The 25,015-nt window shown below is 46.2% G+C and carries 22 protein-coding genes and 2 tRNA genes; 4 read left to right on the top strand and 20 right to left on the bottom strand.

Annotated elements, in window-relative coordinates:
* Window positions 1-98: 98 nt before the first annotated feature.
* The 10 genes from infB to murJ all read right to left on the bottom strand — a co-directional run bounded on the left by infB (window position 99) and on the right by murJ (window position 11,707).
* Complete coding sequence (gene infB / locus Pcarn_RS02575) at window positions 99-2,813, bottom strand: translation initiation factor IF-2 (RefSeq protein ID WP_261834840.1); 2,715 nt, start codon at window positions 2,811-2,813, stop codon at window positions 99-101.
* 20 nt (window positions 2,814-2,833) lie between these two features.
* Window positions 2,834-4,321: a transcription termination factor NusA gene (gene nusA / locus Pcarn_RS02570; RefSeq protein WP_261834839.1), complete on the bottom strand. Its 1,488-nt coding sequence runs from the start codon at window positions 4,319-4,321 to the stop codon at window positions 2,834-2,836.
* A 22-nt stretch (window positions 4,322-4,343) separates the two neighbouring features.
* A complete protein-coding gene (gene rimP, locus Pcarn_RS02565) occupies window positions 4,344-4,799 on the bottom strand; it encodes a ribosome maturation factor RimP (protein ID WP_261834838.1) in 456 nt (151 codons plus the stop codon).
* 204 nt (window positions 4,800-5,003) lie between these two features.
* Window positions 5,004-5,080, bottom strand: a tRNA-Met gene (locus Pcarn_RS02560).
* Between the two features lie 49 nt (window positions 5,081-5,129).
* Window positions 5,130-5,213: transfer RNA gene (locus Pcarn_RS02555), tRNA-Leu, on the bottom strand.
* Window positions 5,214-5,228: 15 nt separating this feature from the next.
* Complete coding sequence (secG, locus tag Pcarn_RS02550; protein ID WP_261834837.1) at window positions 5,229-5,567, bottom strand: preprotein translocase subunit SecG; 339 nt, start codon at window positions 5,565-5,567, stop codon at window positions 5,229-5,231.
* 160 nt (window positions 5,568-5,727) lie between these two features.
* The gene (gene lspA, locus Pcarn_RS02545; RefSeq protein WP_261834836.1) at window positions 5,728-6,228 is read right to left on the bottom strand and encodes a signal peptidase II; all 501 of its coding nucleotides are present in this window, start codon (window positions 6,226-6,228) and stop codon (window positions 5,728-5,730) included.
* A gap of 1 nt (window position 6,229) precedes the next feature.
* Entirely contained in the window at window positions 6,230-9,061 is a 2,832-nt protein-coding gene (ileS, locus tag Pcarn_RS02540; protein WP_261834835.1) for an isoleucine--tRNA ligase, read from the bottom strand.
* A 55-nt stretch (window positions 9,062-9,116) separates the two neighbouring features.
* The gene (gene ribF / locus Pcarn_RS02535) at window positions 9,117-10,049 is read right to left on the bottom strand and encodes a bifunctional riboflavin kinase/FAD synthetase (RefSeq protein ID WP_261834834.1); all 933 of its coding nucleotides are present in this window, start codon (window positions 10,047-10,049) and stop codon (window positions 9,117-9,119) included.
* A gap of 98 nt (window positions 10,050-10,147) precedes the next feature.
* Window positions 10,148-11,707 (bottom strand): murein biosynthesis integral membrane protein MurJ, encoded by a 1,560-nt coding sequence (gene murJ, locus Pcarn_RS02530; protein WP_261834833.1) that lies wholly within the window; start codon window positions 11,705-11,707, stop codon window positions 10,148-10,150.
* 292 nt (window positions 11,708-11,999) lie between these two features.
* On the opposite strand from murJ, the gene rpsT reads away from it, so the two are divergent.
* A complete protein-coding gene (gene rpsT, locus Pcarn_RS02525; protein ID WP_261834832.1) occupies window positions 12,000-12,260 on the top strand; it encodes a 30S ribosomal protein S20 in 261 nt (86 codons plus the stop codon).
* A gap of 58 nt (window positions 12,261-12,318) precedes the next feature.
* Here rpsT and Pcarn_RS02520 read toward each other — a convergent pair whose 3' ends face one another.
* Window positions 12,319-12,621: an ArsR/SmtB family transcription factor gene (locus Pcarn_RS02520; protein WP_261834831.1), complete on the bottom strand. Its 303-nt coding sequence runs from the start codon at window positions 12,619-12,621 to the stop codon at window positions 12,319-12,321.
* A gap of 61 nt (window positions 12,622-12,682) precedes the next feature.
* Window positions 12,683-13,573 (bottom strand): transcriptional activator NhaR, encoded by an 891-nt coding sequence (gene nhaR, locus Pcarn_RS02515; protein WP_261834830.1) that lies wholly within the window; start codon window positions 13,571-13,573, stop codon window positions 12,683-12,685.
* 349 nt (window positions 13,574-13,922) lie between these two features.
* On the opposite strand from nhaR, the gene Pcarn_RS02510 reads away from it, so the two are divergent.
* On the top strand, window positions 13,923-15,071 hold the full coding sequence (locus tag Pcarn_RS02510) for a Na/Pi symporter (protein ID WP_261834829.1): 1,149 nt from the start codon (window positions 13,923-13,925) through the stop codon (window positions 15,069-15,071).
* A 54-nt stretch (window positions 15,072-15,125) separates the two neighbouring features.
* On the opposite strand, the gene Pcarn_RS02505 is transcribed toward Pcarn_RS02510, so the two are convergent.
* The 6 genes from Pcarn_RS02505 to rppH all read right to left on the bottom strand — a co-directional run bounded on the left by Pcarn_RS02505 (window position 15,126) and on the right by rppH (window position 21,503).
* Window positions 15,126-16,118 (bottom strand): Solitary outer membrane autotransporter beta-barrel domain, encoded by a 993-nt coding sequence (locus tag Pcarn_RS02505; RefSeq protein WP_261834828.1) that lies wholly within the window; start codon window positions 16,116-16,118, stop codon window positions 15,126-15,128.
* A gap of 120 nt (window positions 16,119-16,238) precedes the next feature.
* Window positions 16,239-17,090 (bottom strand): thymidylate synthase, encoded by an 852-nt coding sequence (locus Pcarn_RS02500; RefSeq protein WP_261834827.1) that lies wholly within the window; start codon window positions 17,088-17,090, stop codon window positions 16,239-16,241.
* A complete protein-coding gene (gene lgt, locus Pcarn_RS02495) occupies window positions 17,091-17,915 on the bottom strand; it encodes a prolipoprotein diacylglyceryl transferase (RefSeq protein WP_261834826.1) in 825 nt (274 codons plus the stop codon).
* A 20-nt stretch (window positions 17,916-17,935) separates the two neighbouring features.
* A complete protein-coding gene (locus Pcarn_RS02490; protein WP_261835629.1) occupies window positions 17,936-18,730 on the bottom strand; it encodes a sulfite exporter TauE/SafE family protein in 795 nt (264 codons plus the stop codon).
* The gene (ptsP, locus tag Pcarn_RS02485; RefSeq protein ID WP_261834825.1) at window positions 18,727-20,979 is read right to left on the bottom strand and encodes a phosphoenolpyruvate--protein phosphotransferase; all 2,253 of its coding nucleotides are present in this window, start codon (window positions 20,977-20,979) and stop codon (window positions 18,727-18,729) included. The genes Pcarn_RS02490 and ptsP overlap by 4 nt, the downstream gene beginning before the upstream one ends.
* Before the next feature lie 5 nt (window positions 20,980-20,984).
* Entirely contained in the window at window positions 20,985-21,503 is a 519-nt protein-coding gene (gene rppH, locus Pcarn_RS02480; protein WP_261834824.1) for an RNA pyrophosphohydrolase, read from the bottom strand.
* A 593-nt stretch (window positions 21,504-22,096) separates the two neighbouring features.
* On the opposite strand from rppH, the gene mutH reads away from it, so the two are divergent.
* Window positions 22,097-22,774: a DNA mismatch repair endonuclease MutH gene (mutH, locus tag Pcarn_RS02475; protein ID WP_261834823.1), complete on the top strand. Its 678-nt coding sequence runs from the start codon at window positions 22,097-22,099 to the stop codon at window positions 22,772-22,774.
* Here the strand turns inward: mutH and Pcarn_RS02470 are convergent.
* Entirely contained in the window at window positions 22,771-23,082 is a 312-nt protein-coding gene (locus tag Pcarn_RS02470; RefSeq protein ID WP_261834822.1) for a DUF6482 family protein, read from the bottom strand. The two genes, mutH and Pcarn_RS02470, sit on opposite strands and share 4 nt — an antisense overlap.
* Before the next feature lie 154 nt (window positions 23,083-23,236).
* Entirely contained in the window at window positions 23,237-24,151 is a 915-nt protein-coding gene (locus Pcarn_RS02465; protein ID WP_261834821.1) for a hydrogen peroxide-inducible genes activator, read from the bottom strand.
* A gap of 209 nt (window positions 24,152-24,360) precedes the next feature.
* Between Pcarn_RS02465 and Pcarn_RS02460 the strand changes: the two genes are divergently transcribed.
* Window positions 24,361-24,969, top strand: coding sequence for a peroxiredoxin C (locus Pcarn_RS02460; RefSeq protein WP_261834820.1), 609 nt, complete (start codon window positions 24,361-24,363; stop codon window positions 24,967-24,969).
* The last annotated feature ends 46 nt before the right edge of the window (window positions 24,970-25,015 follow it).

Here is a 25,015-nt window from a genome sequence, read left to right as displayed (position 1 = left end):
ACTATAGAAAGAATGGGGGGCTAAAGCCCCCCATGGTGTATTCAACAACCGACTATCGATTCTGATAGCTACTTGTCAATATTGAGGTGTCGCGACGATTAGTCTAGCGTACGCTTCACTTCAACTGTTTCGAATACTTCGATTTGGTCGCCTACGCGAACATCGTTGTAATTCTTAACGCCGATACCACATTCGTAGCCGTTCTTAACCTCTTGAACGTCGTCTTTAAAGCGACGTAGAGACTCAAGCTCACCTTCGTAGATAACAACGTTATCGCGAAGTACGCGGATTGGGTTGCTACGCTTGATCAGGCCTTCAGTAACCATACAACCAGCGATTGCGCCCAGTTTAGGTGACTTAAATACGTCACGTACTTCAGCAAGACCAATGATCTCTTGCTTGAATTCTGGAGCAAGCATACCGCCCATCGCTTGTTTCACTTCATCGATCAATTGATAGATGATTGAGTAGTAGCGAAGGTCTAGGTTTTCATTTTCGATTGCACGACGCGCTGAAGCGTCCGCACGAACGTTAAAGCCTAGGATGATAGCGTTAGATGCTGCTGCTAGTACTGCGTCAGTTTCGGTGATACCACCTACACCTGAACCTACGATGTTAACTTTAACTTCGTCAGTAGATAGCTTGCGTAGAGAGTCAGCGATTGCTTCAACAGAACCCTGTACGTCAGCCTTAAGTACCACGTTAAGCTCAGCAACTTCACCAGCAGCCATGTTAGAGAACATGTTCTCCAGTTTAGCTTTCTGCTGACGTGCTAGTTTAACTTCACGGAATTTACCTTGACGGTAGTTCGCTACTTCACGTGCTTTACGCTCGTCACGTACTACTGTAGCTTCGTCACCTGACGCTGGAACACCAGATAGACCGATGATTTCCACAGGGATAGAAGGACCAGCTTCAGTGATCTCTTGACCGTTCTCATCGCGCATCGCACGAACACGGCCGTACTCTTGACCACAAAGTAGGATGTCACCCTTGTTAAGCGTACCTGATTGAACAAGTACAGTAGCAACAGGACCACGGCCCTTGTCTAGGCGAGATTCTACAACAACACCAGATGCCATGCCTTCAGCTACAGCTTCAAGCTCAAGAACTTCAGATTGAAGTAGGATAGTCTCAAGAAGACCATCGATGTTGGTACCTTGTTTCGCAGAGATGTGAACAAACATGTTCTCACCGCCCCACTCTTCAGGGATTACATCGTACTGTGCCAGTTCGTTCTTAACGTTGTCTGGGTTAGCACCTTCTTTATCGATCTTGTTCACTGCAACAATCAGAGGAACCTCAGCCGCTTTCGCGTGCTGGATCGCTTCGATGGTTTGTGGCATTACGCCATCGTCTGCAGCTACTACTAGAACTACGATATCTGTCGCTTGAGCACCACGAGCACGCATTGCGGTAAACGCTGCGTGTCCAGGAGTATCAAGGAAGGTGATCATGCCGTTTTCAGTTTCAACGTGGTATGCACCGATGTGCTGTGTAATACCACCAGCTTCGCCTGAAGCAACGTGTGCTTTACGGATGTAGTCAAGGGTAGAAGTCTTACCATGGTCAACGTGACCCATGATGGTAACTACCGGAGCACGAGGAGTCGCTTCTGCGTCGCTGTCGCGATCGCTTAGTACTGCTTCTTCTAGCTCGTTCTCTTTACGTAGGATTACTTTGTGACCCATTTCTTCAGCAACAAGTTGTGCAGTCTCTTGGTCGATTACTTGGTTGATGGTTGCCATAGCACCCATCTTCATCATTACCTTGATAACTTCAGTTGCTTTAACTGACATCTTGCTTGCAAGCTCAGAAACCACGATGGTTTCACCGATAACTACGTCTGCTTTAGCTACAGATGCAGACTTATCGAAGCCGTGTTGCATTGACGCTGGCTTAGCAAGTTTGCCTTTACCGCGACCACGCTGGTTACGACCGCCGCGAGCATTAGGTGCCGCTTTGTCGTTAGCATTTGCTTTTTTCTTCTTCTTCTTACGACCGCCACCATCTGCGCGACGGTCAGCTTCGTCTTCCGCTTCACGAGCGTAAGTAGAAGTAGTTACGTGATAGTCACCGTTTTCTGAAGTCTTCTCTTGAGCTTGTTTAGCCCAACGTTCAGCGTTTTCTTCAGCAAGTTTACGCGTTTCTTCAGCTTGTTTTGCAGCTTCCTGCTCTGCTTTACGTTTCGCTTCTTCTTCCTGACGACGTTTAAGTTCAGCCGCTTCTTTGGCTGCTTGATCGTTTTTCACTTTACGCTCTTCTGTCTCTTTCTGCTCGGCTGCAACGTCTTTAGTTTCAGCTTTGTCAGCAGCTGCGCGTTTAGCTTTTTCTTCAGCTTCGCGTTTTGCTGCGGCTTCTGCTTCACGCTTAGCTTTTTCTTCAGCTTCGCGTTTCGCTTTCTCTTCAGCTTCACGTTGTGCTTGCTCTTCAGCTTCGCGCTTCGCCGTAGCTTCTGCTTCTAGGCGTGCTTTCTCTTCTGCTTCTAAGCGAGCTTCTTCTTCCACTGCAGTACGCTTAACGTATGTACGTTTTTTGCGCACTTCTACAGTAACATCTTTGCTCTTACCGCCGCCAGCAGAAACACTTAGGGTGCTACGCTTTTTACGCTGTAGAGTTAGACGAGTAGGCTCAGTTTCACCTGAAGTGTCACCGTGCTCACGCTTAAGATGAGTCAGCAACGTTTGTTTTTCGTCGTCGCTTACGTTATCTGCAGCAGATTTTTTCAAACCTGCGTCAGCCAATTGCTCAATCAGGCGATCAACCGGCGTACCAATTTCTTCACTAAGAGCTTTAACAGTCAGTTGTGTCATTCAACTACCTCCGTGCCGGATTATTCTTCGTCGCCAAACCAACAGATGTTACGTGCAGCCATGATTAGCTCACCTGCGCGCTCTTCTGTAAGGTCTTCAATACCTTCAAGGTCATCAATACCTTGGTCTGCTAGATCTTCTAGAGTAGTTACACCTTTTGCAGCCAGTTTGAACGCCATCTCGCGCTCTAGACCTTCAAGACCTAGTAGGTCGTCTGCTGGGTGTAGACCCTCAAATGATTCTTCTTGCGCAAGCGCAAGAGTAGTCAGTGCATCTTTAGCTCGGCCACGTAGTTCTTCTACAAGATCTTCATCCAAGCCGTCGATTTCTAGTAGTTCGCTCATAGGAACGTAAGCTACTTCTTCTAGGCTAGAGAAACCTTCTTCTACAAGAAGTTCAGCGAAGTCTTGTTCGATGTCTAGGTGCTTCATGAAGCTTTCGATAGCTTCAGTTGACTCTGCTTCGTGCTTCTTCTGCAGGTCTTCAACTGTCATCACATTCAGTTCCCAACCTGTTAGTTGAGACGCTAGGCGAACGTTCTGGCCGCTACGACCGATAGCTTGCGCTAGGTTGTCAGCTTCAACTGCGATGTCCATTGAGTGCGTGTCTTCATCAACGATGATTGAAGCAACGTCAGCAGGAGCCATAGCGTTGATAACAAACTGAGCTGGGTTGTCGTCCCAAAGAACGATATCGATACGCTCGTTACCAAGCTCACCAGATACAGCCTGCACACGAGCACCACGCATACCAACACAAGCACCTACAGGGTCGATACGGCGGTCATTAGTTTTAACTGCGATCTTAGCGCGAGAACCTGGATCACGAGCAGCACCTTTAAGTTCGATGATGTCTTCAGCAATCTCTGGCACTTCGATGCGGAACAGTTCAGTCAGCATCTCTGGCTTAGAGCGAGTCATAAATAGTTGGAAGCCGCGAGCTTCTGGACGTACTGAGTACAGTAGGCCACGTACACGGTCACCTGGACGGAAGTTTTCACGAGGAAGCTGGTCTTCACGTAGGATTACCGCTTCAGCGTTCTCACCAAGGTCCATAACTACAGTTTCGCGGTTAACTTTCTTAACCACACCTGTGATTAGCTCACCTTCGTTGTCGATGAACTTCTCAACAACTTGCTCACGCTCAGCTTCACGTACTTTCTGTACGATTACTTGCTTAGCAGTTTGAGTAGTGATTCGGTCAAACTTAACTGATTCAATCTCTTCTTCGATGAAATCGCCAAGTTCAATAGTTTCGTCATCGTATTGAGCTGCCTCTAAAGAAATCTCTTTAGTTGGGTTCTCTACTTCCTCAACTGCTTCCCAACGACGGAAAGTATCGAATTCACCGCTCTTGCGATCGATTTCTACACGTACGTCGATTTCGATTTCATATTTCTTTTTGGTTGCAGTCGAAAGTGCAATTTCTAGCGCTTCAAAGATGCGCTCGCGCGGTACGGCTTTCTCGTTCGATACCGCTTCAACCACAGCTAAAATTTCTTTGTTCATTCTTCTAGCCTCGATAATAGACTTAAAATTTAGGAATCAGATTGGCTTTAGAGATGTTGCTCAATACGAACTCATGCTCTTCTTTGTCAGCTTCGATAGTGATGGTTTCACCGTCTACTTTGCGGATAATGCCTTTCCACTTGCGGCGGTTACCAACACCCATTTTCAAAACTAGGCTGACTTCGTGATCCAGAAACTGCTCGTAGTGTGCAGGTTTAAATAGAGGGCGTTCAAGACCTGGTGAAGAAACTTCTAGGTTGTATACAACCGAAATTGGATCTTCTACATCGAGTACCGCACTAACCTGATGACTAACTTCAGCACAGTCATCTACATTGATACCGTTTTCGCTATCGATATAGATACGTAGTGTTGAGTATTCACCAGCACGTATAAATTCAAGTCCAACTAGCTCATAGCCTGATGCCACTACTGGCGGCTCAAGCATTTCAGTTAGCTGTCTTTCTAAACCAGTCATTGTTCAACCACTCCAGAAACAAAAAAAGGGCTTAAAGCCCAATTCAAATACCAAGCACTCTACAGTGATAAACCGCAGATAACAAAAAACCCCGAGATAGTCGGGGTTTTATGATGCTGGACCCTGATATCACTAAGCTAAAAAGAAGCTTAGCTCATAACAGACAAATGTCAGTTATGACGCTTGAAAAACAGAATCGAAGATTGGTTGCGGGGGCCGGATTTGAACCGACGACCTTCGGGTTATGAGCCCGACGAGCTACCAAGCTGCTCCACCCCGCGTCCGACTGAGAGCATTATACGCTCAACAGTATGTTTTTCAAACGATTAATGGTGCCGAGAGAGGGACTCGAACCCTCACACCAAAGGCACCAGCACCTCATGCTGGCGTGTCTACCAATTTCACCATCTCGGCAGGAATCGTATCAGCTTATTGAGGAATTTCTTCGCCAGTTTCGGCTGGAACTTCACTCGCTGCGTTGTCCGTTTGTTGTGTAGTCGCTTGACCTGCTGTTGGGTCAACCCACTGTGATTCGGTTTTATGTGTAGACATATTACCTAGAATCAAACAAACAACGATAAATACAGTTGCAAAAATTGCAGTCATTCGGGTTAGGAAATTTCCTGAGCCGCTTGCGCCAAACACTGTGTTTGATGCGCCAGCACCGAAAGAGGCTCCCATATCTGCGCCTTTACCTTGTTGAATCAGTACTAGGCCAATAACACCAAGCGCAGCCAACAGGTAAATCACAAGTAGAGTTTCAAACATCTTTCCACCTATGTTCCAAATTGTTGAGCCAGCGCCATCGTAAAATTAATTACAACAAAGCTAGCGTCCCGTTTAGGGCGGACGCAATATTAGCGAAAGCCACCCCATGTGACAAGGAAAATAATCTCCTTGTCAATTAAGTGCTCAGCAATTGAGCACCTTATGCTTCAGTCCCAGGCTTTTTACTGATAAAGCCGTCGAGAATGACCATACCTGCACCAATAACTATGGCGGTATCCGCCAAGTTAAAAGCTGGCCAATGATAGGTTCCCCAGTAGAAATCTAGGTAGTCCACCACGAAGCCATGCACGATACGATCGAATACATTGCCGATAGCACCACCGATGATCAGTGCATAAGCGATGTTATTCCACTTATCACTGTGTGGTAGGCGCTTCATCCATACCATAAGCATGGCACAGACAGCAAAAGCGATGCCGGTAAACAACCAACGTTGCCAACCGCTTTGATCACCCAAGAAGCTGAATGCCGCGCCATAGTTATGGACATACAACAAGTTAAAGAAAGGCAGTACCTCAATGCGGTTCGCCCATCCATACTCCATGTTGTCCATCACTACTGACTTGATAGCGATGTCTGCAACAAATATCAGGGCGGCTAACCATAGCCAGCGCAACCCTGTTGCCTTAAGTGCGCTCATATTAAGCAAACTGACGAACTTCGCCGTCGCCTTCTACGTTAGATACGCAGCGACCACAGATAGTTTCATGGCCTTCGATAGTGCCAACGTCTGCAGTGTGGTGCCAGCAACGCTCACACTTCTTGTGCTCGGTAGCTTTAACTTCAACTGCCAGTCCTTCAACCTCAGTCTCAGTTGCCGCTTCTGATTTCTCAGATAGAGGACGAACCGTTGCTTGAGAGGTTAGAAGTACGAAGCGTAGCTCATCAGAAAGCTTGTTTAGCTTAGCTACTAATTCGTCGCTTGCGAATAGAGTTACTTCAGCTTGCAGTGCACCACCGATTGTTTTCTCGTTACGCGCGTTTTCAAGAAGCTTGTTCACTGCAGTACGAACCTGCTGAACTTCTTCCCAGAACTCGTTACTTAGCTCTTCACCTTCGTTCAGGCCGAATAGACCTGTGTACCACTCACCAGTAAATACGAACTTGTCGCGTGAACCTGGCATTTGGTTCCAGATTTCGTCAGCAGTGAACGACATGATAGGTGCCATCCAGCGAACCAGAGCTTCAACGATATGATAAAGCGCGGTCTGACAACTACGTTGAGCATGGCTGCCCTTCTTCGCTGTGTACTGACGGTCTTTGATCACGTCAAGGTAGAAAGAACCCATCTCGATTGAACAGAACTGCATTAGACGCTGAGTTACTGCGTGAGTGTTGTAAGCATCGAACGACTTAACGATCTCTTGCTGTGCTTCTAGCGCACGACCCACTGCCCAGCGATCCAGTGCAACCATCTCTTCTGCAGGAACCAGGTCAGTTTCTGGGTTGAAACCGTTTAGGTTTGCAAGGAAGAAACGCGCTGTGTTACGGATACGACGGTATGCGTCAGCACTGCGTTTTAGGATCTCATCCGATACAGCAACTTCACCTGTATAGTCAGTCGAAGAAACCCATAGACGAAGGATGTCAGCACCTAGCTTGTTAGTTACGTCTTTTGGCGCAACCACGTTACCGATAGATTTAGACATCTTGCGGCCATGACCATCAACCACGAAGCCGTGCGTCAGAACTTGCTTATATGGTGCTTCGTCTTTCATCGCGATAGATGAAATCAGAGAAGACTGGAACCAGCCTCGGTGTTGGTCAGAACCTTCAAGGTAAAGGTCTGCGCTTGCACCGTTGTACTCTTCACGAGAGTCTACTACTGAGAAGTGAGTTACACCTGAGTCGAACCATACGTCTAGGGTATCTAGCGTCTTCTCGTAGTTGTCTGCGTCTTCTTCACCAAGAAGCTCAGCGGCATCTACGTCCCACCATGCTTGGATGCCTTTTTGCTCAACAAGCTGAGCTACTTTTTCAATTAGCTCACCGGTGTTTGGATGCAGTTCAGAGGTTTCTTTATGAACGAATAGCGTGATTGGTACACCCCAAGTACGTTGACGAGAGATACACCACTCTGGACGACCTTCAACCATACCTTCGATGCGGCTTTGACCCCACTCTGGCATCCACTCAACACCCTTGATAGCTTCAAGTGCTTTGTTACGCAGACCCGCTTGGTCCATAGAAACAAACCATTGTGGTGTTGCACGGAAGATGATTGGAGTCTTGTGACGCCAGCAGTGTGGGTAGCTGTGCTCATAAGCGTGGTGATGTAGAAGCGCGCCTTTTTCTTTCAGCACTTCAACTACAGCATCGTTCGCTTTAAATACGTGTTGACCTGCAAATAGCTCTGTGTCCGGCAGGTAAACACCGTTTGAACCTACTGGGTTTGCTACTTCTAGGTCGTACTTTTGGCCTACCGCGAAGTCTTCTTGACCGTGGCCGGGTGCTGTGTGAACCACACCAGTACCAGATTCAGTAGTAACGTGATCGCCAAGGATTGCTGGCACGCTGAAGTCGTAGAACGGGTGGTTAAACTCGCTCAGCTCAAGATCAGCACCTTTAGCAAAACCTAGGTTATGGAAGTGCTCGATACCAGCACGGTCCATCACGTCTTTCGCTAGCTCAGAAGCTACGATGATACGCTCAGGGTTGTCACCCTCCACTTGGATTAGCACGTACTCTAGGTCATCGCGCAGACATACTGCACGGTTCGCTGGAAGTGTCCAAGGAGTAGTAGTCCAGATAACAACAGACACATCACCATGACCTTCATGGCCTTCGTTCAAAGAGAACTTAGCAAGAAGTGCTGCCTCGTCCTTCGCTTTAAAGCGAACGTCGATAGATGGAGAAACCTTGTCTTTATACTCAACTTCCGCTTCCGCTAGTGCTGAACCACAGTCAGTACACCAGTGAACAGGCTTAAAGCCTTTTAGTAGGTGGCCGTTGTCTGCAATCTTGCCAAGCGCACGGATGATGTTAGCTTCTGTGCCAAAGTCCATAGTGCGATATGGCTTGTCCCACTCACCCATGATACCAAGGCGTTTAAAGCTTTCTTTCTGGCCTTCTACCTGACCTGAAGCGTACTTGCGGCACTCTTCACGGAACTCAGCAGCAGAGATCTTCTGACCCGGCTTGCCTTTCTTCTTCTCAACCATAAGTTCGATTGGAAGACCGTGACAGTCCCAGCCAGGAATATAAGGTGCGTCAAATCCAGACAGAGTCTTAGATTTGATAATAATGTCTTTAAGAATCTTGTTTAGCGCGTGACCAATGTGAATGTCACCGTTTGCGTATGGAGGACCATCATGGAGAACAAAAGGCTTATTACCTTTTTTCGCTTCACGGATCGCACCGTAAAGATCTTCCTTATACCAACGCTTTAGCATCTCTGGTTCACGATTCGCCAGATTACCGCGCATAGGAAACCCTGTTTCAGGAAGGTTCAGGGTATCTTTATAGTCTGTCATCGATTCTTAATTCCGTAATATTGGGCGAAGTTTTGACACTAGGGCTAAACAATTATTAGCACTTCGACTGAAGCAACCACACCCTTGCCGCTTCAGCATCTAATTCTATTTGGGTTTTTAGCGCTTCGAAGGACGGAAACTTCACTTCATCACGCAGTTTATGTAGCAAGCACACTTCAAGTTGCTCGCCATATAGGTTTGTTGAAAAGTCAAAGAAATGAACTTCCAACTGCTGACGTACACCGTCAACGGTAGGCCTTTGACCTACGTTAGCAACCCCACCAAGGGTTTGCCCTTTAAATTCTGCTTCAACCACGTACACACCTGACACAGGTGATACGCATCGCTTTAGCGGAAGATTCGCGGTTGGAAAGCCTATGGTTCGACCCAGCTTTCTACCGTGAGATACTCTACCGCTAATGCTGTAGTCGCGGCCTAACATAGTTTTAGCCGCTTCAAGCTCATCGCTAGCCAGTGCCCTGCGGATAGCAGTGCTACTCACTCGCTGAGTATCTAAACAAAAGCTCTCTGTACTGACAACTTCAAAACCATGCTCCTTGCCCGCTTGCTGCAAAAGGGCAAAGTCGCCTTGGCGATCTTTTCCAAAACGAAAGTCATCCCCTACCACCAAATATTTCACCCCTAGCTGTTCGATAAGAAGCTTCTCAACGAACTGCTTGGCTGGCAGTTGGGCAAACTCTTTGTTGAAGTTGATGCATAGGAGGCGATCGAGATCCAACTTACTCAACTGCACGAACTTATCGCGCAATCGGGTTAATCGTGCCGGTGCCTTCTGGCGCATAAATAGCTCTAAAGGCTGAGGCTCAAACGTCATTACCACAGCGGCAAGACCGAGCTGTTTGGCTTTCTGTTTTACTTGCTTCAGTACCGTTTGATGACCCAAATGTACGCCATCAAAATTACCTATAGTCAACACACAGCCCCTATGTTCAGGGCGAAGGTTATGACTCCCGCGGATCAATTGCATGAAACTCGTTTAAACCTAATCTTCTCAGTCTTGTTTGCTAAACTGGCGAATTATATACCTAAACGGCTTTAAGATGCCAGTATAAGCCTTGTCCTGTTTTATACCTCGGCCTTGAGATGACGCATTCGAACGCCAAGTACCAAAGCACATACAAGATATGTAAAGCCACCTGCGCCAATCAGCATGGTTAACTGCATTACGCGCTCCATTAGGCTCATATCAACCCAGATTTGCATAGGCTTAAGCAAATGCAGGATGACCGCTACCATAGCACTACCTGCAATGATTAGACGAGCAAGGAAACCTAACGTCTGCTTGGTCAACTTATACACCTCGGCTTTACGTAGGCCTCTATATAGAAGCGCCATATTCACAAACGCAGACAGTGCAGTTGCCATCGCAAGACCCACATACCCATAGTGATAGGCAAAAATGATGTTAAACACCATGTTGGAGGTCATAGCGATAATGCCGTAGCGAACTGGCGTCTTAGTATCTTGGCGAGAGTAATAGCCAGGGGCTAACACCTTAATCAACATAAAGTTAAGCAGGCCAGAGGCATAAGCAATCAGAGACATGGAAGATTGCTGCACCTCATAGACACCAAACTCACCGCGCATAAACAGCACCATAAGCAGTGGCTTAGCCAATACGATAAGGCCGAGCATTGCAGGCAGGCCCAGCAACAACACCATACGAATGCCCCAGTCCATAGTATTGGCAAAGCCTTGGCTGTGAGCATCTACGTGTTTACGAGAAAGCGCCGGCAGGATTACGGTCGCAATGGCGATACCAAACAACCCCAGAGGGAACTCCAACAAACGATCAGAGTAATAGAGCCAACTAATAGAGCCGGTTTGCAGGAAACTGGCAATAAAGGTATCTAAAAGCAGGTTAATCTGACTCACCGAAACACCAAACAGCGCTGGAATCATCAAAGTGCGGATGCGTACGACACCTGGGTCATTCCAACCCCATTGCGGGCGAACCAGCACACCCTCTCTAATAAGGAAGGGAAGTTGAAACAGAAACTGCACCAAACCGCCAAGGAAAACACCTATAGCCAGACCTATTTCTGGGTTCTCTAGCCTCGGAGATATAGTCAGGGCTGAAAAGATCAGCATGACGTTAAGAAATACAGGGGTAAATGAGGAGACTGCAAATTTACCTAGAGTATTTAGCACCGAACCGGCAAGAGCAACGAAGGTGATAAACCAAAGATAAGGAAAGGTTATCTTCAGCATCAGGCTCGCCATCTCAAATTTGGGAGCCGATGGTCCATCATTGAGCCAGTCGATAAACCAGCCGGTACCAAATATGGCAGTCACCACGCCTGAGCCAATAACGCCGAGCAAGGTAACAATAGTTACGATAACGCCCAAGGTACCCGATACTCGCGCTATTAACTGCCGAGTCTGGTCCATGTCATCTTTGGCATGATATTCAGTGAGAACTGGGACAAAGGCCTGAGAAAAGGCGCCCTCTGCAAATAGGCGTCTCAAGAAATTTGGGATTTTATTGGCAAAGAAGAATACGTCGGCGCTAGCACCCGCGCCCATTAGGTTTGCCACCACCACATCACGCACCAAGCCTAAAACTCGCGAGATCAGCGTCATTGCACTGACGATTGCACCAGACTTAAGTAAGCCTTTACTCACACAACTTTCCTTATTTTATTAGCTTGAAACGCGCTACAAATATGACACAAAATAAGCCCGACACGGGTTTTCGTATCGGGCCATCATTCATCTGCATATCGACATGGATATAGATATAGCCATAGCCAAAAAATGCTGTTAGAATCCCCGCCATCTTAACCGTGTTCACCTTTCTAAACAAAATTTGTTTGATTTAGGCGGGTTTTCACACAAATTTATTGACTTTCGGTTAGCAAACAGGCACTCTTCACGGCCTTAATATTGTACCGAATAAGTTTTGGGAGTTAGACCCTTGGCAAACAGCAAATCTGCTAAGAAACGCGCTATCCAAGCTGAGAAACGTCGCCAGCACAACGCTAGCCGTCGTTCTATGATGCGCACTTACATGAAAAAAACTATCGCAGCTATCGAAGCTGGTGACAAAGAAGCTGCAACAGCTGCATTCGCTGCAGTTACTCCGCTTCTAGATCGCATGGCAACTAAAGGCCTTATTCACAAGAATAAAGCTGCTCGCCATAAAGCACGCTTCGCGTCTGCAATCAAAGCTCTTTAATTTAGCGCTTCGATTGATTAAAAAAACCGGCTTTCGCCGGTTTTTTTGTATCTGAAATTCAGACTTTTTCTTCGCAATACATCTGATGCAACAGGTGTATCATGTTCTTCACCTCTACACTCTTTAGCGAATAGTAGACGGTTTGCGCCTCTTTGCGCGTAGTCACCAGTTCATCACGACGAAGCCAAGCCAAGTGCTGAGAGAGCGCCGACTGGCTCAAGCTCAACTTCTGACAAAGCTCCCCTACTGACAACTCAGTCTCGTGCAGCATACAAAGAATATGTAGGCGACGCTCATTAGCCATAGCCTTGAGCAAGGTCACCGCTTGAGCCGAATTACGCTCCATAGCTTCCAGGTTCATACTTATTCCTAAAGTCATAATTCGGCTCAGATTAACCTAACTAAAACCAAGCTCAAACGGTTTAATGGAATAAATGTGAGAAATCCGCGTCACAGACGCTTTTTACCGCAGGGTGCTGGATCATTCGTTCAGCAAAGATGACGAAATACTCTTCTTTAAGGTCTTCAATATTGGCAATATGCGAGAACTCAGCCAGCACATTGTATTGCGATGGGTAGCTAGTTGGCGCAATAAACACCGTCTCAGGATGCGCGTCCGCAAACGCCTTCATCAGCGCTACATCATCAAACTCACCTAGAATATTTGGCTGATAACCCTGTCTATCACACCACTCAACAACCTTACGTCCCATAGAGGTGCGTGAACCAGGAATAAGTAGCTTGTACTTATCAATATTGTTCAAGAAGGTTTTCTTCGATACTGGAGTAGCCGAGTAAAAACTCATACTGCACTCCCCAAGCTTCTTACTATATAGACCGGCATTTTGTGATGAGTCGATAGGACAGTCAGAGAGGATCATATCCAACTTGTGCTGAGACAATCGCTCTAGCAAGAGTTCGTGGGTAGCCTCAAAGCATCGAAGATGAATATTACCGTCCTCTGGGATAGTGGTAGAGAGTATCTGGCTCACCAATCGCTTAGATAAAGCATCCGCAACACCAACTTCAAACAAAAGGTTGGCGCGCTGACTATAATTGACGATATCCAGCATCTCATAGCTAAGGTCAAACATACGATCAGCGTACTTGAATACTAGTTGTCCCAGTTCAGTAGGCTCAACTGTACGACCGTTTCTCTTAGTCAGTTTCCCGTTTAGCCTCTGTTCCAGCGCTTTGATCTGCCCCGTCACAGTTTGTGGGGTTAAGAAAAGAGCATCGGCGGCCTTAGTTAGAGAGCCCTGTTTGCACACCATCCAGAAATAATAAAGATGGTTGTAATTAAGATGGGACATTCAAATCACCTTACCTATATAAAATTCAATGTATTACGCCATACATATCGAAAATACCGAAGCAAATTTAACTCAAAATGACATTGCTGTCATAAATAAATCGGACGGAGATCAATATTACGGTAAAAAAACGAACAAAATCATGATTAACAGAACGAAGACCAAATTAATAAATCATTTAAAAACAATAACTTAAATACAAATACAAGAAAAGCAAACGTTTACCTGAGGCGTATGAAAAAAGGGCTGCTTTTTTACAGTTTGTAATATAACTGAAATATTAGTTCTCTAAACTCGCCGACAGTTAAGACAGTTAATTAATCGCCTAATCAAAGGTCGGAGAAAACTCATGAATAACCAAGCATCATCAGTAGCAACTGCAGGAGCGAGCAAATCGACTTACCTGCGTTGGGCTAACCTAGCTTTCATGCTGTACCTTTTGCTTGTTTCTGTTTCAATGGTAGGTAGCGGTTTTAAGCTTGCCTCTGGTGAACACGCTAAGTCTCTTTTTGAATTTGCTTCACATCCAGTTGCGGGTCTGATGATCGGTCTGGTGGCAACGGCTCTAATTCAATCTTCGAGTACTGTTACCTCTATTATCGTTGGCCTAGTTGCCGGTGGTCTGCCAGTACAGATCGCTATCCCTATGGTTATGGGTGCAAATATTGGTACTACAGTTACCAACACTCTTGTGAGCCTAGGTCACCTTCGTTGTAAAGAAGAGTTCAAACGCGCATTCGCAAGTGCGACGGTACACGACTTCTTTAACCTACTAGCCGTACTTATCTTCCTACCGCTAGAAATGATGTTCGGCATCTTTGGTAAGATCTCTGCGTGGCTTGTAGCTCCACTGATGACAACTGGCGACCTAGACATGGGCGGCCTGAACTTCATCAAACCTCTTACTAAGCCACTGATCGGTGTGGTTCAAGATCCTCTAATGGCACTTGGGCCAATCGTTGCTGGTGTGAGCATGATTATCCTTGGTATCGCAACCATTATCATCTCTATCACAGTAATGGGTAAGCTGATGAAGAGCCTAATGGTTGGCCGTGCACGTGATATCCTAAAGAACGCTATCGGTCGTGGTCCACTACACGGTATCTTCTCTGGCTCTGTAGTAACTGTACTGGTTCAGTCTTCTTCAACTACCACCAGCCTAATGGTTCCACTAGTAGGTTCGGGCGTGCTTAAGGTTAAGGACGTATACCCATTTACACTAGGTGCAAACATCGGTACTTGTATCACTGCACTTCTAGCAGCGACAGCAGTTACTGGTGAATATGCAGCATTTGCTTTGCAAATCGCTCTGGTTCACTTAGTATTCAACATCTCAGCGACACTGCTAATCTTTGGTATCCCAATACTACGTGACCTTCCTTTGAAGGGTGCAGACTGGATTTCAAGCATGGCGCTGAAAAACAAGGGTGTGGTTGCAGGTTACCTTTTGGCAGTATTCATTTTCATGCCGGGTGCTATCATTGCCCTAACTAGCTAATAAGCTATTCCATCGCATACGAAAAAGCCCAACTCTATGAGTTGGGCTTTTTTATTATTCGTTATAAAAGAACACCAATGAGCCACCCTTGAGTGAGCTACCATAGTTGATGTTTATCCCTATACCTACGTTATAGATGACAGAAGAATAGTCACTGGTATCGACGACCCAACCAAAGGCGTACTCGTTGTAGTGAGTCGCCCCCACCGGGTCTCTTAAGTCACCACCCACATCGATTCGTCTAAAGCGTACCAAGAAGTCCTGCTTTCTATCCCCCCATGGCTTAAGGTGATACTTGTACTGCAGGCTATTCATAAATCGCCACCCTTCTGGGGTTGCGTTGGAAGTATCAATACTCCCTCCGTAGCTACGCCCCCAGAAATAGTGATATTCGGTATTAAACTTTATCTCCCCTGGGCCCATATCTTTGGTGTAGATGAGATCTGCCTGAGGCTCAGCAATCCAGATATTAGAAGAGCCATTGATCACAGAGTCGATGTTGTTCTCTTCTATCAAACCTTTGAGTGGGCTATTGGCCGTAAATCGATTTCGATAATGCATTAGGTGCAAACCTGATCCAACGAAGAACTGCCACCCCTCAGAGAGCTGATATCCCAGCGCATATTCAGCATAGCCCGACCACACTTGATCGGTCGTTTTATCAGACTCCCAGTCTAAATTGAGTTCATCTATGGCTTGATAGTTAATATCCCGACTGAGCTCCATATAAGCGGCTCGAAGCTTAAGTCTATGTAGCCAGTTATTCTCGTCGTTTTCAAACAGGAATGATATAGGCAGTGAAGTCCCTCTTATCTTTTTACGAGCATCCACCGCCTCCTGACCGCCAAAGTTGGGGTTGTCAGTACCGAAAATCTCATTCGGATCAAAGTTAGCAAAACCAAAAGAAAGCATCTCACTGTCAGTGAGTATCAGGGCGGTAGAGAATACCCCTTCAAGGTACTTGTCTGAGTCTAAGATAGGCGCAGCACTGCCCACCAAAGGTATAGCACTGGCTAGAACTAGTAATGATGAGCTTCCTTTTCTCATTTACACCACTCTTGAAAATTGCCCAATAAAGAAGGCCGATAACTTAGTATATCTAAATTATCGGCCTGTCAGATGCTTTATTACGCAACTTATTGCAATTTGTTTCAGCTAATCAGTAGCTTACACCGAGAATGGATATTTAATCGCTGGGTGAGATTCATACCCTTCAACGGAGAAGTCATCTAGGGTTACCCAGGTTTCTAGGTCTTCTAGAGATTTAATCTCAGGATTGATGATGAACTTAGGTGCATCCAACGGTTCACGTTTAAGCTGAACATCACGCATCAGCTCTAGCTGGTCTTCATAGATATGTGCATTCACTATCTTATGATACGCCTGACCCGGTTTCTTGCCTGTGATCTGCGCCATGATGGCAAGGAACACATAAACCTGAACCATATTGAAGTTAAGGCCTAGTGGCACATCACACGAGCGTTGGGTGCTGTTTAGATACAAAGTATCGCCCAGTAGTGAGAAATGATGACTGTACATACAAGGACGTAAACAGCCCATGTGGAATTCGCCAGGGTTATAAAAGTTAAGGATTTCACCTCGGTCATCTACACCGCGAGACAGGTCATCTACTATCTTACGAAGTTGGTCGATATGACCACCGTCTGGCTTAGCCCATTGACGACCTTGAACACCGTATACGCGCCCCATATCGTCCTCACCCTTACGGTGTGGATTGTCTAGCCAAGCTTGGTTAAGGTTCGCATTCGCATCCCAGGTCTTAGTACCTAGCTCACGAAACTGAGTCGCATTGTCATAGCCTCGAATGTAGCCTAGCAATTCAGCTACCGCTGCCTTCCAGAAGCTCTTGCGCGTCGTAACCAAAGGGAAAGCGTTATTCGCAACATCATAAGTTAAGTCAGTGTTGATAACCGTCAGACAACGCTTGCCTGTACGCTCGTTTTCAACCCAATGCCCCTCTTCAACAATACGGTGGCAAAGATCTAGATACTGCTTCACTTATTTTTCCTCACTTGGTTGCGTCTGCAACGACTTCTTATTGTACTTGTACGCCCACCACATCATGATTGCACCGGCGAAGATCATTGGAGACGACAGAATCTGTCCCATAGAAATCCAGTCACCGAATAGACCCAGATGCGCATCGGGTTCGCGGAAGTATTCTACTATAAAGCGGAAGCTGCCGTAACCAAGAAGGAACAAGCCAGAAACAGCGCCAGCTGGGCGAGGTTTCTTGATAAAGAAGTTCAAGATGAAGAACAGCACTAAGCCTTCAAGTACCGCTTCGTAAAGCTGAGACGGGTGGCGAGGAAGATAACCACCACTTGGGAAGAGTACAGCCCAAGGCACATCGGTTACACGTCCCCAAAGCTCATCGTTCATAAAGTTACCAAGACGCCCCATACCCAATCCAAACGGGATCAGAGGTGCGATAAAGTCAGCAACATTGAAGAAGGTACGGCCATTTCTATACGCATAGATTGCCATAGCTGAAATCACACCTAGCAGGCCGCCATGGAAAGACATGCCACCAGTCCAGACTTGGAACAGATACAGTGGATTATCTAAGAAGAGATCGAAGTGATAGAAGATCACATAACCCACACGGCCACCGACAACCACACCAAGGAAGCTTAAGAACAAGAGATCGGATACCTGCTCTCTATTCCAACCACTGCCCTTTTGGTCAGCGCGTCGATTTGCAAGCCACATAGCAAATGCAAAGCCAATCAGATACATCAATCCATACCAGCGAATGGAGATAGGCCCTAGCTCAATAAGAACAGGATCGATGTGCGGAAAAGCGATAAATTCCTGAGTCATAATATCTCGATAAATGTAAATCAACTAAACAGCATTCGTATTGCAATGAATAGCAACAAGAAAGCAAAAAACCGTTTAAGCACTGGAGTGGGTAAACTAGAGGCTAGCTTAACACCCACGCGAGTAGTTAGCACTGAGCATGATGATATTGCTAGCAATGCCGGTAGGTAAACAAAGCCCATACTATAGGACGGTAAGCCCTGCACGTTAGTTCCGTGCAAAATAAAACCCAGCATTCCCGATATCGCCAGGACCGCTCCACAAATTGATGAAGAGCCAATAGCCTTACGCATCTCAACGCTATGACGATTCAGGAAAGGTACCATTAAAGAACCACCACCGATTCCAGCTAAGCTTGATACCGCGCCTATAGCTCCGCCTGCGCCAAAGGTTGCAAAAGCAGGCGGCATATCCTTGCTCTTGCCACCACGCACCGAAATGAACATCTGGAGCGATAGCCCGAGAACTATTGTGCCAAACACCCTAGGCAAGTACTCAGTCGGCACCCACTCTGCGATGAAGCTACCAACAAAGCCGCCAACAATAACCCCTGGAAGCATACTTTTCACAGCAGTGAGGTCAAAGTTAGTCGCCCGCACATGGTTAAATGCCGACGAGGCTGAAGTAAATACCACGCATGCCAAAGAAGTCGCCAATGCCATCTGCATTGCGAACTCTTGCGGAATACCGAAATAAGGAAATAGATATAAAAGGGAGGGCACGATAATCAGCCCTCCACCAATACCAAGTAGGCCGGCAAGCACGCCGACCACACTTCCTACTAGAAGCAGGATTAAAAATAGTTCTAACATTATTCTTTGCCGGGTTTTACATAGCCGGTCAGTTTTTGTTGTTTTAGATAGTTTTGGGTCAGGCTCTGCACATCTTCCGCATACGCTTTAGTTAGCGCCAGTTGAGCCAATTCTTCTAGGTCTTGCAAATTAGTCTGTCGAATCAGGTGCTTGATTCTAGCGACGTTGGCCGAGTTCATGCTTAACTGATCAAAGCCCAAGCCCAGTAGCAATAACACCCCTAAAGGATCGCCGGCTAGCTCACCACAAACAGAAACCTCGAGATTCGCTTGCCTGCATCGAGTTTGGATATCCTTCAGGGCCATGATAACAGCTGGATGCATAACCTCATACAGTTCAGACACTTGAGCATTGTTACGATCCACTGCTAATAGGTATTGTGTCAGGTCGTTGGTCCCCACAGACACAAAGTCTATCTTGTCCGCTATAACAGGGAGTAGATAAATGGTTGAAGGCACCTCAAGCATGATACCCACCTCAGGTTTTTTTACCTGAGGAAAAGCCGCTGATATCTCAGCATAGGCTTGCTCAAACAGCCTCAAGGACGCATCCAGTTCTTTAGCGCAAGAGATCATCGGTAGCAATATCTTAAGCTTGCTCGATAACCCCACGCTGGCCCTTAGCATGGCACGTATCTGTATCAAAAAGATGTCTGGGTGATCTAGAGTAAATCGGATGCCACGCCAACCAAGAAATGGGTTCTCTTCCTCCATAGGGAAATAGGGAAGAGATTTATCTCCCCCGACATCGAGCGTACGCATCACAACCGGTTTACTTCTCGCCCTAACTAACACCTGACGATAGTGATAAAACTGTTCATCCTCGGATGGAAAAGACTGCTTTAATAGAAAAGAAACCTCTGTACGATAAAGACCAATACCGTCTACCGCTTGGCTAAGAGCCACGTTTTCATCGACCTCAAGGCCCGCATTCATCATTACCTGAATATTGGCACCATCTTTAGTCACGGCCGGTTCAGTCGCCGTAGACTCGACCTTAGTGCGCATCTCAAGCTCTTCATTGAGGAGCTTGCGGTAGTACTTTCTCTGTCCCGCGGTTGGTGAAGGCATGACCTCACCGTTATAGCCATCAAGTACCACAGCACGATCTGATGGGATATCTTGGGCTATCTGTACGCCCAATACCGCAGGAATTCCCAAGGCGCGAGACAAGATGGCCGCGTGGGAGTTTACCCCTCCTTGCGATGACACAATCCCGAGCAGTTTGTCTCTAGGTACGGATGCTAGCAAAGTGGTAGTCATCTCGTTGACCACTAAGATCATAGGCTCAGCCAGTTTTATCTGCTGTGCCTGAGAGTTGTGCAAGAAATAGAGAAGCCTCTGTCCTAACTCACGCACATCTTGTGCTCGTTGCTGCAAATAAAGATCACTCATACGGGCGAAGTGATTAGAGAAACGCTCAATCACCTGACGTAGTGCCCACTCAGCACTGTCCCCTTTATCTATCTGTCCCAAGAGATCAGAGCGAAGTTTTGGATCGTTAAGAAGGTGGGTAAACAGGTCGAAGATTGCCAACGCATCTTTGTTAAGGTCGCTATCGAGTTGCTTTCTAAGGCGTCGAAACTCTTTTAATGCACTCTCAATGGCTAGGAGCAGCCACTCTTTATCCTTCTCAGGATCGACCGCTGAGGCAGGCAACACTTCTGAAAGAGAGTGCTCCTCACTCTCACGCCAGATTGGACCAATAGCAATACCATTGCTGGCCGCAATGCCACTCAATACTGGTCTGCGTTTGTGTTGCAGTAGCCATTTTCCCTGGTTTTGCTCACTAGCGATCAACACCGCAAGCTGAGCCGCTAGAGTAACCAGAAACGACTCTTCTTGCTCACTAAACTGTCTTGGTGCTTGTTGCTGGATAACCATGACCCCGAGTACGCGCTTTCGATACACGATAGGGGTGGCTAAAAAGGCTTGATAGATTTGCTCCCCAAGTTGTGGGAAGAACTTATATTCTGGATGTACAGAGGCACGTGCGAGGTTTAGAGGTTCTGCGGTTCGATAAACAAGACCAACTAGGCCCTGATTAAAACCTACATGTAGGCTTTCACCAGAAAAAATCAGCCCCTTGGTTGCCATCAACTCAAGGCGCTGCTTTTGGTGGTTAGATAGGTAGATAGTACAACACTCACTGCTCACGGCATGACATGTTCTTTCCACCAGCACTTCCAGCGCTTGATGAATATCATCTACCCGCGATACATGCTCAACTATATCCCTTAGTTGATTCAGCATTCTCGCTATCCTCTACGGTGTTTTCGTTTACGGTTTTGTTTACGGTCTTTAAATGGCATAGCAAAAGACGCGAATTCCTTCATTGCTCGACGATAAACGTCTCGCTTGAAAGAAACTACTTGTCTGACTGGATACCAATAACTTACCCAACGCCATCCATCAAACTCAGGAGAGTGCCCTTTTTGCATATTGACCTTTGATTCATCACAGGTCAGTTGCAACAAAAACCATTTTTGCTTTTGACCGATACAGACTGGCTTGGAATCCCAACGAACGAGCCGCTTAGGCAGGCGATAGCGTAACCAGTGTCGACTGGTAGTCACTATTCTTACATCATCTTTAGTTAGCCCAACCTCTTCATACAATTCGCGATACATGGCTTGTTCAGGAGTCTCTCCATCATCTATGCCACCTTGAGGAAATTGCCAAGAATGCTGTCCGTATCGTTTAGCCCAAAAAACTTGACCGTGGTTATTACAAATTACGATTCCCACATTTAAGCGGTAACCATCGCCATCGATCACTGGCTAACCTCTACAGTTAATTTTATATAACTCGATTTTTCCACAGATCCCCTAAGGTAGCAAATCCATACCTCTCAAAAGTTGCTGAATTATGATGCAATCGAACCAAATTTGAATAAATCTTAGGTTTTACTACACTTATCAACAGTAGTGGAGCAGCAACTCGCCATTTATTCACTATATCTGTGAATAACTTTGTGCGAAAACTTCACATATCTTATTAAGGTGTCGACATTATGACACCCCCAAATTTATCTCGCCTAGACTAACATTCAAATTAACTATTTATTTTCAGCAACTTAAGAGCATAAAAAGTCATTTAAAACATCAAGTAGATCTGCCTAAAATTTGATCCTTTTGGATCGGTCAAAGATCCATCAACTCTATCTTTATCCACACAACACATCTAAAGAGGCATACTTACCCCCCTAAAACAAGCGCAAATGTGATATAAAACACCTGTTTATTTATCCATTAGTTTCTAATTAGGCAATAACAAGTACCTCACCTGTGGATAACTAGATTAAAGCTAGGTGACAGCCCCTTAAATTGATCATAATATCAGCGCAGATCTAAACCATAGAGAACCAAGTTTGAACCTACCCTCACCCGCTACCGAGCAAGAATTACTCATCCGAGCGCACCACCTTACCGGCTATACCCTAGGTGAATTAGCGCAAGAACTTGGTATCACGCCACCTAAAGATCTTCGTCGTGATAAGGGTTGGGTTGGACAATTGATCGAACGACATCTTGGTGCTGAGGCAGGTAGTCGCCCTGAGCAGGACTTCCTTCATCTCGGTATTGAACTGAAAACCATACCTTTGAGTCACAGCGGTGCTCCCCTTGAAAGCACCTTTGTAAGCGTAGCCCCACTAACCGGAATCTCAGGCTTAAAATGGGAAGAGTGCCATGTAAGGCAAAAGTTGAGTCGAGTTCTATGGATCCCAGTTGAAGGTGAGCGCGAGATCCCACTCAGTGACAGGCACGTAGGTGTGCCGCTTCTATGGTCGCCGAATCAAGAGCAGGAACAACTACTGCGCAACGACTGGGAAGAATTGATGGAGATGATCGTTTTAGGTCGGATCCATGAGATAAGCGCAAGGCACGGTGAGGTAATGCAGATAAGACCTAAGGCAGCCAACAGCAAAGCCTTGACCGACGCTTTTGGGGAATCAGGTAAAAGCATTAAGACGCTGCCACGCGGCTTTTATCTGCGTAGCAGTTTCACTAAACAAATCTTGTTGTCAGCACTACAAGCTGAGGACTAATAGCTTTTCAGAGATAGCTCTATATCGTGATAAAGCTTTCCATCCAACGCGCCACATTCGTCGTAAGCGTTGTGTAATCTCAGATAAGCACTCTCTAAACCGAGACGAACCAACTCTTCTTTCACTAGCTCTAGCGAAGCATAAGAAACTGGCTCACCATTCTCTCGAATTGGCTCTAGCTTGTGTTTGAACTCAACGGCAAGTTGATAGGACGAAAGATCAGCGCACCCGATAACGAAGACTTTTGGCACGACCGTGTGCCTTTCGATATCAGCATGAATCCATTGGTCGAACTGATGTTTTTGCATGACTAGCCTCACTCCTGGCTAACTCTATGTGCTCTCCTTGTTTGTCATTGGAATTCCTATTCCGACCCAAGAAAAACACCACTCTTAATAGAGTAAAGCCCAGTAATTTACTGGGATCAACCTAGTTCGGTGAGTTTATTGCAAACTATTCTTATTAAGGTTTTTTCAAAAGATCCTCAATCAGATCTCCTAGCCTCATAAAGGTATCCGTACGAGAGCTACTCGGTCGCCAAACCAAGCCAATACTGCGATAGGCGCGCTGACCAGGAGGATCGACAATCTCAAGGTCGTGATTAGCCAAAAGCCCATGGTCAATTGCCATCTGTGGGATAAAGGTAGTGCCCAATCCATTCGCTACCATCTGAACTAATGTATGTAGGCTGGTTGCGGTAAACGGGTTGATCTTACTCTTTTCTGTGAGGTTACACGCTGATACTGCATGCTCGGTTAAACAGTGCTCTTTTTCCAAAAGGAACACTGACTCATCTGGCAGGTCTTCATAGTGAAGTGGCGTCTTGATATTCTTCGCCTGCTCTTTACTTATCACCATACGGAACTGATCTTGCCCAACTGAGCGACTGGCTAGTGAGCCTATTTCTACCGGCAAAGCTAATACCAAGACATCTAGTTGACCATCTTGCAGTGCACTCAGCAGGTTTTGAGTTGTATCTTCGCGAAGTAAAAGCGTTAGATCAGAGAACTGCTCATTCACCTCTCGCACTAGACTGCTCAGAAGAAATGGGGCGATGGTTGGTATAGCGCCAAGTCTGAGCTGCCCCTGCATTAAACCACCACAAGCGAGATGACCAAGCTCCATTAAGTCTTGGCTCTTAGTGAGCAGTTCCCTTCCTTGTTTTACCACCATCTCTCCGACAGGGGTAAAGACTAGGGTGCTCTTTTTATCTTTCTTCTCATATAGAGGACAACCAAATTGTTCCTCCAGATTCTGGATCCCTTTACTCAAGGTTGATTGACTCACAAAGCACTGCTGAGCCGCCTCTCCAAAGTGACGCGTCTCATGCAGGGTGATCAGATAATGCAACTGCTTAAGGCTTGGCCATTTGTTCATAAATAATTCAAATTCCGGTCAAAAAAGAACATTAATTTACAATCAAAATGTGCGATAGATAACAAAGTTTAAACATCGCTTTTTTCGATTGTATTAATCTATTTATTTCGCTTTTTTCTATAGTATATTCTGTATTATAGTTTGTCTCGTTCAAACACGGATTAAGCCTAAAACTGTAGGCGTAACAATAATTTACTAGGAGCAAAACCATGGTATTAGTAGGTCGTCAAGCACCAGATTTCACAGCTGCAGCGGTACTAGGTAACGGCGAGATCGTTGAAAACTTCAACTTTGCTGAATTCACTAAAGGCAAGAAAGCAGTAGTTTTCTTCTATCCACTAGACTTCACATTCGTTTGTCCTTCAGAGCTAATCGCTTTTGACAACCGTTTCCAAGATTTCCAAGACAAAGGCGTTGAAGTAATCGGTGTTTCTATCGACTCTCAATTCTCTCACAACGCATGGCGTAACACTGCTGTTGAAGACGGCGGCATCGGTCAAGTTAAGTACCCACTAATCGCTGACGTTAAGCACGAAATCTGTAAAGCATACGACGTTGAGCACCCAGAAGCGGGCGTTGCTTTCCGTGGTTCTTTCCTAATTGACGAAGACGGCCTTGTACGTCACCAAGTAGTTAACGACCTACCACTAGGCCGTAACATCGACGAAATGCTACGCATGGTTGACGCTCTAAACTTCCACCAGAAGAATGGTGAAGTTTGCCCAGCACAATGGGAAGAAGGTAAAGCAGGTATGGACGCATCTCCTACAGGCGTAGCTGCATTCCTTTCTGAGCACGCTGAAGACCTAAGCAAATAAGATTAACCTTGTGTTAATATGAGAGCAGGTTGGCTTTGAGCCAACC

The organism is Vibrio ishigakensis (genome assembly GCF_024347675.1).
GTDB lineage: Bacteria > Pseudomonadota > Gammaproteobacteria > Enterobacterales > Vibrionaceae > Vibrio > Vibrio ishigakensis.
The sequence above is the reverse complement of the archived record's forward strand: the minus strand, read 5'-3'. Positions and strand labels throughout refer to the sequence as shown.

Coding starts and splice junctions, on each gene's coding strand:
- infB (WP_261834840.1), bottom strand. CDS start 2,813: ATGACACAACTGACTGTTAAAGCTCTTAGTGAAGAAATTGGTACGCCG.
- nusA (WP_261834839.1), bottom strand. CDS start 4,321: ATGAACAAAGAAATTTTAGCTGTGGTTGAAGCGGTATCGAACGAGAAA.
- rimP (WP_261834838.1), bottom strand. CDS start 4,799: ATGACTGGTTTAGAAAGACAGCTAACTGAAATGCTTGAGCCGCCAGTA.
- secG (WP_261834837.1), bottom strand. CDS start 5,567: ATGTTTGAAACTCTACTTGTGATTTACCTGTTGGCTGCGCTTGGTGTT.
- lspA (WP_261834836.1), bottom strand. CDS start 6,228: ATGAGCGCACTTAAGGCAACAGGGTTGCGCTGGCTATGGTTAGCCGCC.
- ileS (WP_261834835.1), bottom strand. CDS start 9,061: ATGACAGACTATAAAGATACCCTGAACCTTCCTGAAACAGGGTTTCCT.
- ribF (WP_261834834.1), bottom strand. CDS start 10,049: ATGCAATTGATCCGCGGGAGTCATAACCTTCGCCCTGAACATAGGGGC.
- Pcarn_RS02520 (WP_261834831.1), bottom strand. CDS start 12,621: ATGAACCTGGAAGCTATGGAGCGTAATTCGGCTCAAGCGGTGACCTTG.
- nhaR (WP_261834830.1), bottom strand. CDS start 13,573: ATGTCCCATCTTAATTACAACCATCTTTATTATTTCTGGATGGTGTGC.
- Pcarn_RS02510 (WP_261834829.1), top strand. CDS start 13,923: ATGAATAACCAAGCATCATCAGTAGCAACTGCAGGAGCGAGCAAATCG.
- Pcarn_RS02505 (WP_261834828.1), bottom strand. CDS start 16,118: ATGAGAAAAGGAAGCTCATCATTACTAGTTCTAGCCAGTGCTATACCT.
- lgt (WP_261834826.1), bottom strand. CDS start 17,915: ATGACTCAGGAATTTATCGCTTTTCCGCACATCGATCCTGTTCTTATT.
- ptsP (WP_261834825.1), bottom strand. CDS start 20,979: ATGCTGAATCAACTAAGGGATATAGTTGAGCATGTATCGCGGGTAGAT.
- Pcarn_RS02470 (WP_261834822.1), bottom strand. CDS start 23,082: ATGCAAAAACATCAGTTCGACCAATGGATTCATGCTGATATCGAAAGG.
- Pcarn_RS02465 (WP_261834821.1), bottom strand. CDS start 24,151: ATGAACAAATGGCCAAGCCTTAAGCAGTTGCATTATCTGATCACCCTG.
- Pcarn_RS02460 (WP_261834820.1), top strand. CDS start 24,361: ATGGTATTAGTAGGTCGTCAAGCACCAGATTTCACAGCTGCAGCGGTA.